Source organism: Rhizobium altiplani, from assembly GCF_001542405.1.
GTDB classification, from domain to species: domain Bacteria; phylum Pseudomonadota; class Alphaproteobacteria; order Rhizobiales; family Rhizobiaceae; genus Rhizobium; species Rhizobium altiplani.
Window position 1 is genome coordinate 88,967 of sequence record NZ_LNCD01000103.1, and the last position, 12,765, is coordinate 101,731.

At 58.3% G+C, this 12,765-nt stretch carries 10 protein-coding genes and 1 pseudogene; 7 read left to right on the top strand and 4 right to left on the bottom strand.

Going from position 1 to position 12,765, the window contains the following annotated elements; all coding sequences use genetic code 11:
• Positions 1 to 30: 30 nt before the first annotated feature.
• Positions 31 to 2,745: a 2-oxoglutarate dehydrogenase E1 component gene (locus AS026_RS24555; protein WP_100248197.1), complete on the bottom strand. Its 2,715-nt coding sequence runs from the start codon at positions 2,743 to 2,745 to the stop codon at positions 31 to 33.
• Positions 2,746 to 3,774: 1,029 nt separating this feature from the next.
• On the opposite strand from AS026_RS24555, the gene AS026_RS24565 reads away from it, so the two are divergent.
• The 6 genes from AS026_RS24565 to AS026_RS24590 all read left to right on the top strand — a co-directional run bounded on the left by AS026_RS24565 (position 3,775) and on the right by AS026_RS24590 (position 8,562).
• Entirely contained in the window at positions 3,775 to 4,107 is a 333-nt protein-coding gene (locus AS026_RS24565) for a hypothetical protein (protein ID WP_062372325.1), read from the top strand.
• A 451-nt stretch (positions 4,108 to 4,558) separates the two neighbouring features.
• Positions 4,559 to 6,460: a potassium transporter Kup gene (locus AS026_RS24570; protein WP_062372329.1), complete on the top strand. Its 1,902-nt coding sequence runs from the start codon at positions 4,559 to 4,561 to the stop codon at positions 6,458 to 6,460.
• Between the two features lie 85 nt (positions 6,461 to 6,545).
• Positions 6,546 to 7,016, top strand: a complete 471-nt coding sequence (locus tag AS026_RS24575) for an HD domain-containing protein (protein ID WP_062372333.1) — start codon at positions 6,546 to 6,548, stop codon at positions 7,014 to 7,016.
• A gap of 194 nt (positions 7,017 to 7,210) precedes the next feature.
• Positions 7,211 to 7,525 (top strand): ArsR/SmtB family transcription factor, encoded by a 315-nt coding sequence (locus tag AS026_RS24580; RefSeq protein WP_062372335.1) that lies wholly within the window; start codon positions 7,211 to 7,213, stop codon positions 7,523 to 7,525.
• Complete coding sequence (locus AS026_RS24585) at positions 7,522 to 7,893, top strand: SRPBCC family protein (protein WP_062372338.1); 372 nt, start codon at positions 7,522 to 7,524, stop codon at positions 7,891 to 7,893. The genes AS026_RS24580 and AS026_RS24585 overlap by 4 nt, the downstream gene beginning before the upstream one ends.
• Before the next feature lie 45 nt (positions 7,894 to 7,938).
• Positions 7,939 to 8,562 carry an ATP-dependent Clp protease proteolytic subunit gene (locus AS026_RS24590; protein ID WP_062372342.1) on the top strand — a complete coding sequence of 208 codons (624 nt, stop codon included), beginning with the start codon at positions 7,939 to 7,941 and terminating at the stop codon, positions 8,560 to 8,562.
• A 271-nt stretch (positions 8,563 to 8,833) separates the two neighbouring features.
• Here the strand turns inward: AS026_RS24590 and AS026_RS24595 are convergent, their stop codons facing one another.
• Positions 8,834 to 9,259, bottom strand: a complete 426-nt coding sequence (locus AS026_RS24595) for a pyridoxamine 5'-phosphate oxidase family protein (RefSeq protein ID WP_062372345.1) — start codon at positions 9,257 to 9,259, stop codon at positions 8,834 to 8,836.
• A 557-nt stretch (positions 9,260 to 9,816) separates the two neighbouring features.
• On the opposite strand from AS026_RS24595, the gene AS026_RS24600 reads away from it, so the two are divergent.
• Complete coding sequence (locus AS026_RS24600) at positions 9,817 to 11,517, top strand: adenylate/guanylate cyclase domain-containing protein (protein WP_062372348.1); 1,701 nt, start codon at positions 9,817 to 9,819, stop codon at positions 11,515 to 11,517.
• A 33-nt stretch (positions 11,518 to 11,550) separates the two neighbouring features.
• Here AS026_RS24600 and AS026_RS40470 read toward each other — a convergent pair.
• A pseudogene (locus AS026_RS40470) lies at positions 11,551 to 11,694 on the bottom strand (nitroreductase family protein); the annotation flags it as partial.
• A gap of 424 nt (positions 11,695 to 12,118) precedes the next feature.
• On the bottom strand, positions 12,119 to 12,765 hold a 647-nt coding region (locus AS026_RS24605; protein WP_063805924.1), incomplete at its 5' end, for a hypothetical protein.

Consider the following 12,765-nt stretch of genomic DNA (forward strand, 5'->3'; position numbering starts at 1 on the left):
CCATTCGCAACTATGCGGCGAACGCCGCGTTCATAAACAGGCCAACCTCCGCAACGTGGCGCGACATCTGACCGGTCGCCGTTGATGCCGAAGCTGGTCGGCCCGCATAGCCCGCTCATCCTGAAGATCATAGTAGACCTTGCCCGAGCACAGCAGGAGCCGCCGAATTTTGCTGTCGGGGACCAGCTTGACCGGGTTTCCATCGTCCATTTCGCCCTCGTCGCGAAGGATGCGCTGAAACCGCCCCGTTGTGCCGAGGTCGACGAGGTCCGACCGGCACCGCTTGTGGCGCAGCAAGCTTTTGGGAGTCATCAAGATCAGCGGTTTGCGGAAATTGCGCGCCAGTTGCCGCCTGAGAATATGGAAATAGTTGGCGGGGGTCGTGCAGTTGGCAACCTGCCAGTTACCCTCGGCCGAACTTTGCAGATAGCGCTCCAACCGTGCTGATGAATGTTCTGGCCCCTGACCGTCATATCCGTGGGGCAGCAGGCAGACTAGGCCCGACATCCGCAACCACTTGCGCTCCGCCGACGACAGGAATTGGTCGAACAGCACTTGGGCGCCGTTGGCAAAGTCACCGAACTGCGCCTCCCAGAGAACAAGCGCGTTCGGTTCGGCAAGCGAGTATCCATATTCGAAGCCAAGGACGCCCTGCTCCGACAGCATCGAGTTGAAAGTCTCGCACGGCGCCTGGTCGGGACTGATGGAAGCCAGCGGCGCGCAGCGCGCCCCGGTTTCCTGATCGATGATCACCGAATGGCGCTGCGAGAAGGTCCCGCGTTCGCTGTCCTGCCCCGAGAGACGAACTGGATAACCTTCAACGGCAAGTGATCCGAATGCGAGCGCCTCTGCAGTCGCCCAGTCAATGCCGGCACCGGCCTCGATTGCCCTACGTCGCGCCTCAAGGAAACGACCGACAGTGGGGTGCGCGTGGAAACCGTCCGGTAGCGTTGTGATGTTGTCGCCGATGGTCCTTAGCGTCGACACCTCGACGCCTGTAGCGCTATCGCTCTCATCCTCGCTTTCCGCCCTGCCAGAGCCAAGTCCCGCCCATTTGCCATCCAGCCAATCGCCCTTGTTCGGCTTGTATGATTTGGATGCCTCCAACTCGAGATCAAGGTGCTCAACCCACCTCTCGCTGGCGTCCTCGACCTCGCCCTTCCCTACAACCCCCTCCGCGATCAGCCTCTCCGCGTAGATGTCGAGCGTCGACATGTGCTTTCTAATTTCCTTGTACATCTCGGGCTGAGTGAACGACGGCTCATCGCCCTCGTTATGGCCAAAGAGCCGGAAGCAAATCAGATCGATTACAACAGGTTTGTGAAAGGTCTGGCGATATTCGATCGCGAGCCTGCCGACGCGTACTACTGCTTCCGGATCGTCGCCATTCACGTGAAAAATCGGCGCTTCGACCATCTTGGCGACATCGGACGGATAAGGTGAGGACCGAGAGTAGCTCGGGTCGGTCGTGAAGCCGACCTGGTTGTTGATTATCAGATGGACCGAGCCTCCCGTCCGGTAGCCTTTCAGGCCTGATAGGCCGAGGCTCTCGGCAACGACCCCCTGTCCGGCGAATGCCGCATCGCCGTGGATCAGGAGCGGCAGGACCGTCGTGCGCTCGGCTGTATCGCCGTGCTGTTCCTGCTTGGCTCTGACTTTCCCCAGCACCACAGGGTCGATGATCTCAAGATGCGAGGGATTGGCGATCAGGGACAGGTGAACCCTCTTACCCCCGATCTCCCGATCCGAAGAGGTTCCCAGATGATATTTTACGTCGCCGGACCCTTCAACTTCGTCCGGGAGGAATGATCCGCCCTTGAATTCGCTGAAGATTGCCCGGTGTGGCTTGTGGATCACCTGGCTAAGGACGTTCAGACGTCCGCGATGGGCCATGCCGAAAACGACCTCAGTTACACCAAGGGCCACACCATGCTCAAGGATCTCTTCGAGAGCTACGATTGTCGACTCCCCGCCGTCGAGCCCAAAGCGCGTCGTGCCGACGAACTTCTTGTTGAGATACCGCTCGTACCCTGTCACCTCCACGAGCTTCTGGAGAAGCCGCCGCTTGTGATCAGGTGCCAGTTCGGTCGCAGCGTTCAACGGTTCGACACGTTGCTGGATCCATGTCCTTTGCGTCCTGTCGGAGATATGCATGTATTCGTAGCCGACCGTCCCGCAATAACAGACACGCAGGCGATCCAGGATCTCGCGCATAGTGGCCAGTTCGCCCCCGAAGGGGCCGTCTACAAATATAGGTCGGTCAAGATCGGCCTCGCTGAACCCATAGGAGGAAGGCTGCAATTCCTCGCTTTCGTCAGGTGTCATCAAACCCAGTGGATCCAGCTTTGCGGCCCGATGTCCGAGCATCCGATAGGCCCGGATGATCGCCAATGCCCGTGCCGTATCGCGGTTTGCGGAGAGTCTGTCACCGTCCGACGGCGACCCTTGTCCTGCTTTCACCTCAAGCTCTTTGGCCCAGTTTCCATCAAGAGCGGAAATCAGGTCTCCATTGAGCGACATTGGCCAGTTCGCCGACTTCCAGGATGCGCCGGCCGCTGTTCTTCTGATATCGACCGCATTGTCGCCAAGCGAGGAGAAGAAATCGCGCCATTCTGGACCGACAGAATTCGGATCCTCCAGATATCGCGACTGCAGGCTTTCGATATACGCCGCGTTGGCGATGTCGAGAAATGACGTTCTCGAAAACATCTCACTGGGTGGCTGCCGATCGAGTGCGCGATTCATCTGGGCATCCTTTCCATTTTTCGTTGGTTGCACCAGGGCGCGGCGGCGGTGGACCGACCGCTCGCAGCCCCTTGGCTTGTCGTGCAGCCACACGCCGGGCATCCTCGCCATATCGCGAGTCCATTTGCTTGCACGGGCCACGCAAAGTATAGGGCTGAAGCAATGTCCGATACTTGAAGGAGTATGCAAAAACGGACAAACTGAACCCATACGCTGCCAGACGCACCCGTTAGACTTGAGCTCAATCAAAATCGCGGGTGCGCTGCCGCGGCGGCTACCGACATCATGATCGCCGAACCCCCAGTCCATTCCAATTATACGGAAGTATCGAAGCAGACCCCTCCGCTTGGGTGTCGAATGCGCTCAAACCCATGTGGATCCCGCATCTAGTGCGGTTCAGGAATGTCGAGAGTGGACTTATCCCTGACGCCGTGGGCCACGTGGGACAACGCGACCCGCGGCCGCTCGGCGTGTCTATTGGATACTTGCCTCCGACCACCTCTGGCGGGCGCGTTCGACGATTTCACCTTCGGAACGTGCCCCTTCCTGAAACAAGGCGATTACCATAGCAGCGACCTCGACCCTTGCCCTGCGGTCGCGCTCAATTCCGTTCTCACGACAGATGGTCTTGAGAGCATGTTTGATGAATGAGAAGTCCTGGTAATATGGAGGTATGTTGCGGGCATCGAATAGCGCACCTCGCAGAAGGATGCTGCACTGAACCCGAGCGCCTGCTCCGAGGTGTTCTCCGTTCACAGCCGTCTTTCGCAAATCAGCCTCCGTGTCATTCGATAGAGCCGTTAACTGCTAAGATCGAATAAGCGTAGCCGATTTAGTTGTCACTAATAAATGGCGTGACCTACGTTATCTACAGTTTTGTGGTAGGTGCCGGCTGATTGGCAGTGGGCGGTGCTTGGGGACTTCAAGCCCGCCGGTCTTCGGCAGCAAGCGGTCGACTAAGCACAGCCTTGCTCAACTATACTGGGTTCTACTAACGTCACGCGGTATGTATGCCATGGAGAAATCATCATGCGCCTGACAATAGCAATCTGCCTTGCAGTCCTGGTGCCCTTGGCCGCGTTCGCCAAATCGCCATCCGATATCGCCGACCTCGTGGGCTCGCGAGCCGCTGGCGCCGAGAGCGAAATGCAGGCGCGGGGCTATGTTGACGTTGGCGGCAACAATACCTGGTGGAACGCCGACAAGAAGCAATGCGTCAAGGTTCGCGTCTCTCAGGGGCGTTATGCATCGATATCGCAGACTAAGGCATCGTCATGCGGCCAGAAGGCCACAGGCGCCATGAAATGCCCGCCCGATCTGTCTCAAGCCGACCTCTACAAATATCCGGGTTGCAGCCTGTAGCGCGGAGCGGAATCTAGGAGTCTGGAGTTTCAGGTCATGCGCAAGTGGGAGTGGGGCCCTGAACAACGTTCGGACGCTGATTGCGGGACCCGAGATACGATGGTTAACACTCCCTGCGAACTCGCCTCGACCTAGTGAGCGATGCCGCATGTGCAATATCGCGAATGTGGTAAGGTATTGCGCAATCCTGGCAGGCGCAGCACCAAGGAGAACGAGTTTATTGGTACCATGGCGACCGGGCTTTAACGTTTTCGCGCGGGCCGCGAGCTAACGCTCCGAGCATTTGGTAGGGCTTGGACCGCAAGGCAAGCACGATTCTGCGCCGGTCGGAGAAAATGACGGATCAAACAGAGGTGTGGTTCGCCCCTTCGAACCAATCGAACTGTCGAACGTTCAACGAGATCATTAGCCGTAACCTCGAAAAGATACTCACTCCCATCAGGACTGCCCGGTGACCTATCCGCAACTCCGATCCGAAGACCCGGAACTGGCGATTGAGACACGAAGCGGGTTACCCGCTTTGGTTTTGGCAGCGCTTGGTGTCGTTTACGGCGATATCGGGACCAGCCCGCTCTATGCGTTTCGCGAGGCTCTGCATGCGACAGCAGGATCGGGATCGCACCGGGAGAACGTGCTCGGCATTCTTTCGCTGATTGTATGGGCTCTGACGATCGTCGTCACGGTGAAGTACGTATCGTTCGTTCTGAGGGCCGACAATCGAGGCGAAGGCGGGACGCTGTCCTTAATGACGCTTGCACGCCAGAGTTTCGTTGGGAAGCCGGCATGGATCCTCGTTCTGGGCGTCGCAGGCGCTTCCCTGTTTCTTGGCGACGCGATCATAACGCCTGCAATCTCCGTGTTGTCCGCCGTCGAAGGAATCCAGGTCGTCGCCCCGGGGCTCTCCGGATGGATCGTGCCGATCACCGTCACCATCATTGCCGCGCTGTTCTTCGTGCAGCGCTTCGGGACGAGCGGGGTTGCATCGGTGTTCGGCCCCATCATGGCGGTCTGGTTTCTGATTCTCGGAATAAGCGGCGGCATCCATATTCTCGACGACTTAGAGATCTTCAGTGCCCTCAACCCGCTTCATGGCATTCTCTATGCCTCGAGCAATGTCGGGCACGCGATCGCTGTCCTGGGAGCCGTATTTCTTGCGGTCACAGGGGCGGAGGCGCTCTATGTGGACCTTGGCCATTTCGGCCGACGGCCGATCGTGACGGCATGGTTTTTTCTCGTCTTCCCCTGCCTGCTTCTGAACTACTTCGGACAGGGCGCGTTCGTGCTTGCGAACCCTGATATGACGAAACACCCCTTTTTTGATATGCACCCGGAATGGGCGCGGGTGCCGATCGTGTGTATGGCAACCGCGGCCACGGTCATTGCGAGCCAAGCAGTCATCTCGGGGGCATATTCCCTTGTTCGTCAGGCCATGCACCTTAACGTGCTACCGCGTCTCCAGATCCTGCACACCTCGGAGACACACTCCGGTCAGATCTTCATGCCGCAAGTGAACGCGTTCCTTTTCGTATTCGTCGTAGCGCTCGTTCTGTATTTCAGGAGTTCGAGCGGACTTTCCGCAGCATACGGTATCGCGGTTACAGGCGAGATGCTCATCACCAGCGTCCTACTCTTCGTCGTGATGAAGCACATCTGGAAATGGACGACCGTGACCACTGCAGCCGTCATTGTCCCGCTCTTTCTCATAGACGCCGGGTTCTTCGTCGCGAATATCGCCAAGTTTCCTGAGGGAGGATGGGTTCCGGTCACCGTGGCATGCACCATGGGCCTTATCATGCAGACGTGGATGGCGGGACGCCGACTGCTGGCCGCCCGCACGCGCGCCGATGAAGTTCCGCTCGAGGGTGTCATCCACAGGCTTGCCAAGAGGCCGCCTCCCACTGTGCATGGAACGGCCGTCTTTCTGACGAGCGACGTCGAAGGCGCGCCCACAGCGTTGCTGCACAGCCTGAAGCACTACAAGGTCCTCCACGAGCACAATGTCATCCTCAGCGTCGTCACCGCGACGGAGCCGTTCGTACCTGACGAGGAGAAGATCTTTCTCGAGAGTTTCAGTCCTCTGTTCAGCCGACTGGTGATTACCTTCGGATACATGGAGACACCGAATATTCCGCGCGCCTTGGTGCTTGTGCGCAAGCTCGGACTGAAGTTCGATATCATGTCGACGTCGTTCTTCCTGTCACGCCGGACCATCCTTCCTTCGAAGAAAGGCGGAATGCCCTTCTGGCAGGATCGGCTGTTCATCGTTCTCGCGCAGAACGCAGGCAACGCCACCGACTACTTCGGCCTTCCCAGTGGCAGAGTAGTGGAACTCGGGCTTCAAACTGTCATCTGACTGTTTGTTGACTGCGACGATGTCGGCGCCCGCTGACGGAACCGCGAAGATACCCGTTGCGTTTTCGCTGCGGAGGAAGTGCTCGATGTCAAAACATGGCGAGATTTCAACAGACGAAGTATCTGAACTCGAGTTGGCGCAACGGGTTTCGTCCGAAGCTCATGAGGGGCAGACGGATAAGACAGGCAATCCGTACATCAGCCACTGCAAGCGAGTGGCCGATCGCGTCGAAGGTGCAAAAGAAAAGACAGTCGCCTTCCTTCACGATATCGTGGAGAAGTGCGACGGGTGGAACCTCGAACGTCTTCAACAACTGGGATTCAGCAAAGGCGTCATTGATGCGGTGAACGCTCTAACCCGCCGCAAAGACGAAACCGACGATCAGTTTGTTATTCGAGCAGTCGAAAACAAGATCGCCTGCCCTGTAAAGGTCGCCGATCTCCAAGACAATTTGCAGCAGGCCAACGCGGTCAGATCAGATCCCGTGAAATACAAACGAGGCTTGGAGCTTGTCGCAATGGTACAGGCGGATCCAAGTTTGACAGGTTTGACTTGAAGGAGTGTCCGTTCCTCCTGTCCATCATAACGAATCCCCCGGCTACACAATTGTTCATTTGGCCCGCCGCTCAGGAATCCCAAGCGGTTGAGTATCATCACTCGGCATGGGCCAAAAAGGCATCCCTGCCATAAATCCGCAAACCCGCTCCGTGCAGCCTTGCGAATCGCATAAGTGTGTGCTTATGTGTTGTCATGATCGAACATGATATTTTCCGTGCTCTGGCGGATCCGACCCGCCGCACGATTTTCGAAAAGCTCGCGAACGGCAGCATGAATGCCAGCGCGCTGCGCCAGGGCATGGATATCAGCCAGCCGGCGATGTCCCAACATCTCGCGGTCCTGCGAGCGGCAAGGCTGGTGCGCGAACAAAAGGAGGGCCGCTTCATGAACTATGAGGTCGATCCGGACGGGCTGGCCGTTATCGCGCAATGGCTGGCGAAATACCACGCCTACTGGCCGGCTCGCATCGACGCTCTGAAGCTCTTGCTGAAGGATATGGATCAATGAACGACATGAAGGCCAAGGTGCAGGCGAAGGTGCCGGAAAGCGGCTTCGAGCAGAGATACGAACTGGACGCGTCGCCGGAGAAAGTCTGGCGGGCGCTCAGCATCGCGGAATTCAGGGAAAAGTGGCTCCCGAGGGAGGCGCTTGCCGAGCCACAGTCGCTCTCCGAAACGCCAGGCGAGGAAATCCGCTACAAATTGCGCGACGATACCCCGCCCCATCTCGAAAGCACCGTCACCTTCACGATCGCCCCGAATGGATCGGGCGGAACCAGCCTGCGGATCGTCCACGAGCTGACCGGCGCCACCTTGGAGCGGCTGGCGAAAACGGTCGCCAACGGCAACAGCCCGACCCTCATGCTCGCCGCCTGACGCGGTAAGCCCCCCGAAAAATCTCGAAATGATTGGAGTTCGCCGATGCGCGAAGCAATGCAACTCGTCCCTATGGTCGTCGAACAATCCAGCAGAGGAGAGCGGTCTTTCGACATCTATTCCCGTCTGCTTCGTGAGCGGATCATCTTCCTCAACGGAGAGGTAAACGACACGGTCTCGGCACTTGTCTGCGCACAATTGCTGTTTCTCGAAGCCGAAAGCCCCAAAAGGCCAATCCATCTCTACATCAATTCGCCCGGTGGCGTCGTCACCAGCGGTCTCGCGATGTACGATACGATGCGTTACATTCACGCCCCGGTGCATACGCTGTGCATGGGTACCGCCCGCTCGATGGGCTCGTTCCTTTTGATGTCCGGCCAGCCGGGCGAACGGACTGCCCTTCCCAATGCCAGCATCCATATTCATCAGCCGCTAGGCGGATTCCAGGGACAGGCATCGGACATGCTGATCCATGCCGAGGAAATGCAGAAGACCAAACATCGCATGACAAGGCTCTACGCCGAGCATTGCGGCCGCACCTACGAAGAATTCGAGCAAGCGATGGATCGCGACCGCTTCATGACGGCGGAAGAGGCATTGGAATGGGGCCTTATCGATCGCATCCTGCAGGTTCGGGCAGTTGCCACCGACCACGTCGGCGCGACGTGAAACGAGCCCGGCGCAATCCGGCGGCACTGCTACCTCGCGAACGCACCTCATGCGCAGGTTTCGATCAAGGCTCTTTCCATCTACCGGTCATGAGATTCCACGTGACATAGCTCCAGCCTGGTCACTTGCGAGAAACATCACGGCCGAAGCTATTTCTTTCAGGCTGACCAAGCCGCCCGATCCTCCGCGTTCCTCTAGGTTATCTTGCCCTCAAGGCGGGTGTCACGATTTAGTCGAGCTCTCGGACGGCGACCGGAAACAGTTGTGTCTGTCAGAATTGAATCTCGATCAGCTCGGGAGGCTCCTTGTTGAAATCGGAATATCGAATCCACCGTGGCGTCGCTTTGAACATCACGACCCCTCTCTCGATGAACTCCCTGGCCGCCGGAAGGCTGTGGAGATAAGCTTCCTGGTATTGTTCGATATCTGCGGCAGGAACCCTTGTTGCCTCACCCTCGTATTGAACCGTGATATTGTCGTCCCATCCGACTACGAACGCGACGCCGGGACGCTCCGCGAGATTGTCGAACTTTCGCGTGTCCTTGAAAGTGCTGAACGCGATCTCAAGATTGTCCCGCACCGAGAAGTCGACCGTAGCCGCCTCCGGTGTTCCGTTGCGGTGGCATGTCGCAATGACCGCCAAGGTGTGCTGCCTCAGGAATTCAAGGATCATGCGTTTCGTATGATCTTCGTCCATTGCCTCATCCCTCAGTGAGTATTCTCGATTTTTGTGTAGTCTTATTCGACAGCCCGCCGGCCTCAGCGGAGTTTGACCGCCAGCGCTGCGAGCTGGCGAGATATGCGTCACCGCCCGACCCAGCCGTTGATGCGTCCGTTCTAATCTCATGCCTTCCAGGACGATTAACACATTGCTCGCCCCTGTTCGATGGTCGTCGAGACCGTGACCTGAACCTCGAGTGGACTAAGTGTGGTTTTGTTCCGCTTCGTGCGCGCTTCAGCAGTTCAGATTGCATGCAAGCGAGGAAGTGGTTGCACAGGTGCCCTCCCAAGTCATCGGTCGGCAGGGTCCTGCGCCGAACATCATGAAGGCAGTCATGGTTCTAAGAGAACGCAAGATCGCCGAAGGGCTCACTGGAATGACCCCGGACAGCTTGCGGACTGACGCCGGCGATCACAACGAAGGATGACGGCTCGATGGGGGAGGAGATCGCCCGGACAATACCGCTTACCTCTTATTGACTCACTCGCGGTTGAACAATAACTTCCTAACTCAGTCGTTAGGCTTGTCCTCACATGACGGACCAATCTCTTCAGCGTCGCCTTGCTGCCATCGTCGTCGCCGATGTGGTGGGATTTTCACGCCTCATGGAGGCTGATGAAGTCGCAACGCTGGCAAACCTCAAGGAACTCCGTTCTGGCGTTATCGAGCCGGCGGTGACGCGCAACAACGGTCGCATCTTCAAGGTCATGGGTGACGGATTCTTAATCGAATTCGGTAGCGCGGTGCATGCGGTCGCAGCAGCATTGGAAATGCAACGGGCCGCCTCTGCTGCGTCCGAAGACCGGCGCCTGCTCTTGCGTGTAGGCGTCAATCTGGGAGATGTCGTTAACGACGGTGCAGATGTCCTCGGCGACGGCGTCAATGTCGCGGCGCGCCTCGAGACGCAGGCCGCACCGGGAGGTATCTGCATTTCAGCCAAAGTTCACGACGAGATCGTTGGCAAGATCGGCGACCGGTTCTTTGATGGAGGCGAACGCTACCTGGAGAACCTGACTCGCCCGGTCCACGTGTGGCATTGGCCGGATGCACTGCAGAACATATTGCCGCTGCCCGAATGTCCCTCGATCGCGGTATTGCCGTTCACGAATGTGAGTGGGGATGAAACGGACGCGCCTTTCGTCGACGGCTTGACCGAGGACCTGATCATAGACCTTTCCCGTACGGCTGGCCTGTTCGTGATCGCGCGCAATTCCGTGAACGGCTATAGGGGCAAGTCGGTCGACGTACGGTTGGTCGCCCGGGAACTCGGCGTCCGCTACGTCCTCGAGGGGAGCGCCAGACGCGTAATGGGCCGTGTCCGCATCAATGTTCAATTGATCGACGCACTTGGCGGCCAGCGCTTGTGGGCGGACAGGTTTGACAGGACGGTGGAAGATGTTTTCGAGCTACAGGATGAAGTTAACGCCAAGATTGTTGAAGCCCTGGTCGGCCGGCTGACGATCCCGAAGCAGCGCAATCGGCCGAAGAACCTTGAGGCCTACGATCTGTGTGTGCGTGCGCGCCGTCTGACGGAAGAGTCCCCGCAAACTGAGCGTGAAGCCTATATGCTGCTCCAACGCGCGGTTGAGCTCGAGCCATCATATGCCGAGGCGCTCGGTCTACTCGCCTATAACCGCTGGCTTGCCTGGACTCATTTCGGCGAGCCCGAAGATCCTAACCGTCGGATGGCGGTGACATTCGCGCAGAAGGCCGTCGACCTGGATCCCAACGATGCCGGCTGCCGTTACGTTCTGGGGACCATCTTGGCTTATGAGCGGCGATGGGAGGAATCGGAGGCCGCCTTCGCCAAGGCCCTGGAGCTGGACCCCAACCACGCCGACACCTGGGCCGCCATGTCGGACATGTCTGTGCTGGACGGCAGGGTTGCCGACGGACTAGCGCAGATCGAAAAGGCTTTGCGGCTCAACCCCTACCCAACCTGCTGGTATCTTTGTCATCTTGGGCAGGCGCAATACGCCGCGCGTGACTATGAGGCGGCAACCGCTACCCTCCGCAGGGAAGACACGTATCGTACCAACTCACGCAAATTCCTGGCTGCTGCGCTTGCGCAGTTAGGCCACAGTCAGGAGGCGCGGCGAGAAGCAGAATTGTTCCTGATCGCCCACCCTCATTTCACGATCGGCCATTGGCTCAGCTCCCAGCCGCTGCGCGATGCATCCGTACGAGACCACTTTGTCGACGGCTTCCGAAAGGCCGGCCTGCCGGAGATGTGACAGCGGGCGGGACAATCCCGACGCGTTCGAGAACTTAATCAACCACGGCTGGATGTTCGATCCGAACGGCGCCCAAGCCGCGGCGGTCAGTACGCGCTCAAGCACCTCCCGCGACACCGGCTCGCCTTTGAACCCGCGCACCGACCATCGGCTTGTAACCGCCTCATACACGTCCATGATGTTTTCCTCCTTGCAGCCGGCATTCGCTTCGTTTCGAAAGCCATGCGCCCACTTGCGCGCCTCCCGGACCAACAAGCAACCCAAACTAAGTGTCTATATCTGCACGTGTGTCCGAGAACGCCGTCTCGAAGCGACCTCATAAAAGCCTTCTGTCCGACCCGCGTGACCGTTGAGTGCATCAGGTTTCATCGAAGCGTCCGCGGCTGAGGGCGCGCTGTACCAACGGCCACCCCCGCATAGCGTGGTCCGCTCGGCGATCGGCCGACGTTCGCCGGCGACGCGGCGACTAATCATCCTGTTGGATGGAACTTCACGGCTCCTCCGCATCGTGGCGGTCAAGCCGAGCTGATCAGCCGCATTGCGGGGATTGCGGCGAACCGACAGGTCAGAATTCCATGGTCGCCAACGAGCTATTGAACCCTCAAACTGCCTGCATGTAATCCGCCACACTGTAGCAATGGCTCGCCTGATAGGCGTTCCGTCCCCGGTTCATGTGCGTCAGGTTGAAGGTGCGGATTGCGCTCAGTACGCGGCGGCTTGTGAGAAATTTGCGGATCGAGACAGAGCCGCGCACATTGATGCCGAAAATATCAGCACCACGCGGGAAGAAGTAACTGACGTGCTCTGGCATCGCGACACTTTGCTCAAGAAAGTGTTCGTCCACCCGGCTCGGTGTTGCTGAACCATCTGTAGTGAAATCCGAAAGATGCACGATGAATCGGGCGCGGATATCGTCGCCGTGGGCATAGAGCGTGAAGAGCTCCATCCAGCTCGCATTGACGCGTATGAGCGGCTTGTCCGAGGTGGATGGGAGACAGGAAACCGACCAGTAGTAGCGCTCGGTCTTGCGCATGATCGGAATGCAGTTTGGACCGTATAGCCCGAGAATCTCCAGCAGTTGCCTCGCTTGCGGGCGACTGAGGAGTTTTTCAAATCGAGCGACATATTTGAAGCGCTGTTCAAGGGACTCTTGGCGCTCGTCCGCGTCCAACAAGTCGATCTTGCCCGCTATCCAATCGCGCTGCTGCTCAAGATCCAGGAAGTGCCGCACACCAGTTGTTCTCGGGC

Excerpts from the sequence above, each read along its gene's own strand:
- AS026_RS24555 (WP_100248197.1), bottom strand. The coding sequence starts at position 2,745 with ATGAATCGCGCACTCGATCGGCAGCCACCCAGTGAGATGTTTTCGAGA.
- AS026_RS24565 (WP_062372325.1), top strand. The coding sequence starts at position 3,775 with ATGCGCCTGACAATAGCAATCTGCCTTGCAGTCCTGGTGCCCTTGGCC.
- AS026_RS24575 (WP_062372333.1), top strand. The coding sequence starts at position 6,546 with ATGTCAAAACATGGCGAGATTTCAACAGACGAAGTATCTGAACTCGAG.
- AS026_RS24580 (WP_062372335.1), top strand. The coding sequence starts at position 7,211 with ATGATCGAACATGATATTTTCCGTGCTCTGGCGGATCCGACCCGCCGC.
- AS026_RS24585 (WP_062372338.1), top strand. The coding sequence starts at position 7,522 with ATGAACGACATGAAGGCCAAGGTGCAGGCGAAGGTGCCGGAAAGCGGC.
- AS026_RS24590 (WP_062372342.1), top strand. The coding sequence starts at position 7,939 with ATGCGCGAAGCAATGCAACTCGTCCCTATGGTCGTCGAACAATCCAGC.
- AS026_RS24595 (WP_062372345.1), bottom strand. The coding sequence starts at position 9,259 with ATGGACGAAGATCATACGAAACGCATGATCCTTGAATTCCTGAGGCAG.
- AS026_RS24600 (WP_062372348.1), top strand. The coding sequence starts at position 9,817 with ATGACGGACCAATCTCTTCAGCGTCGCCTTGCTGCCATCGTCGTCGCC.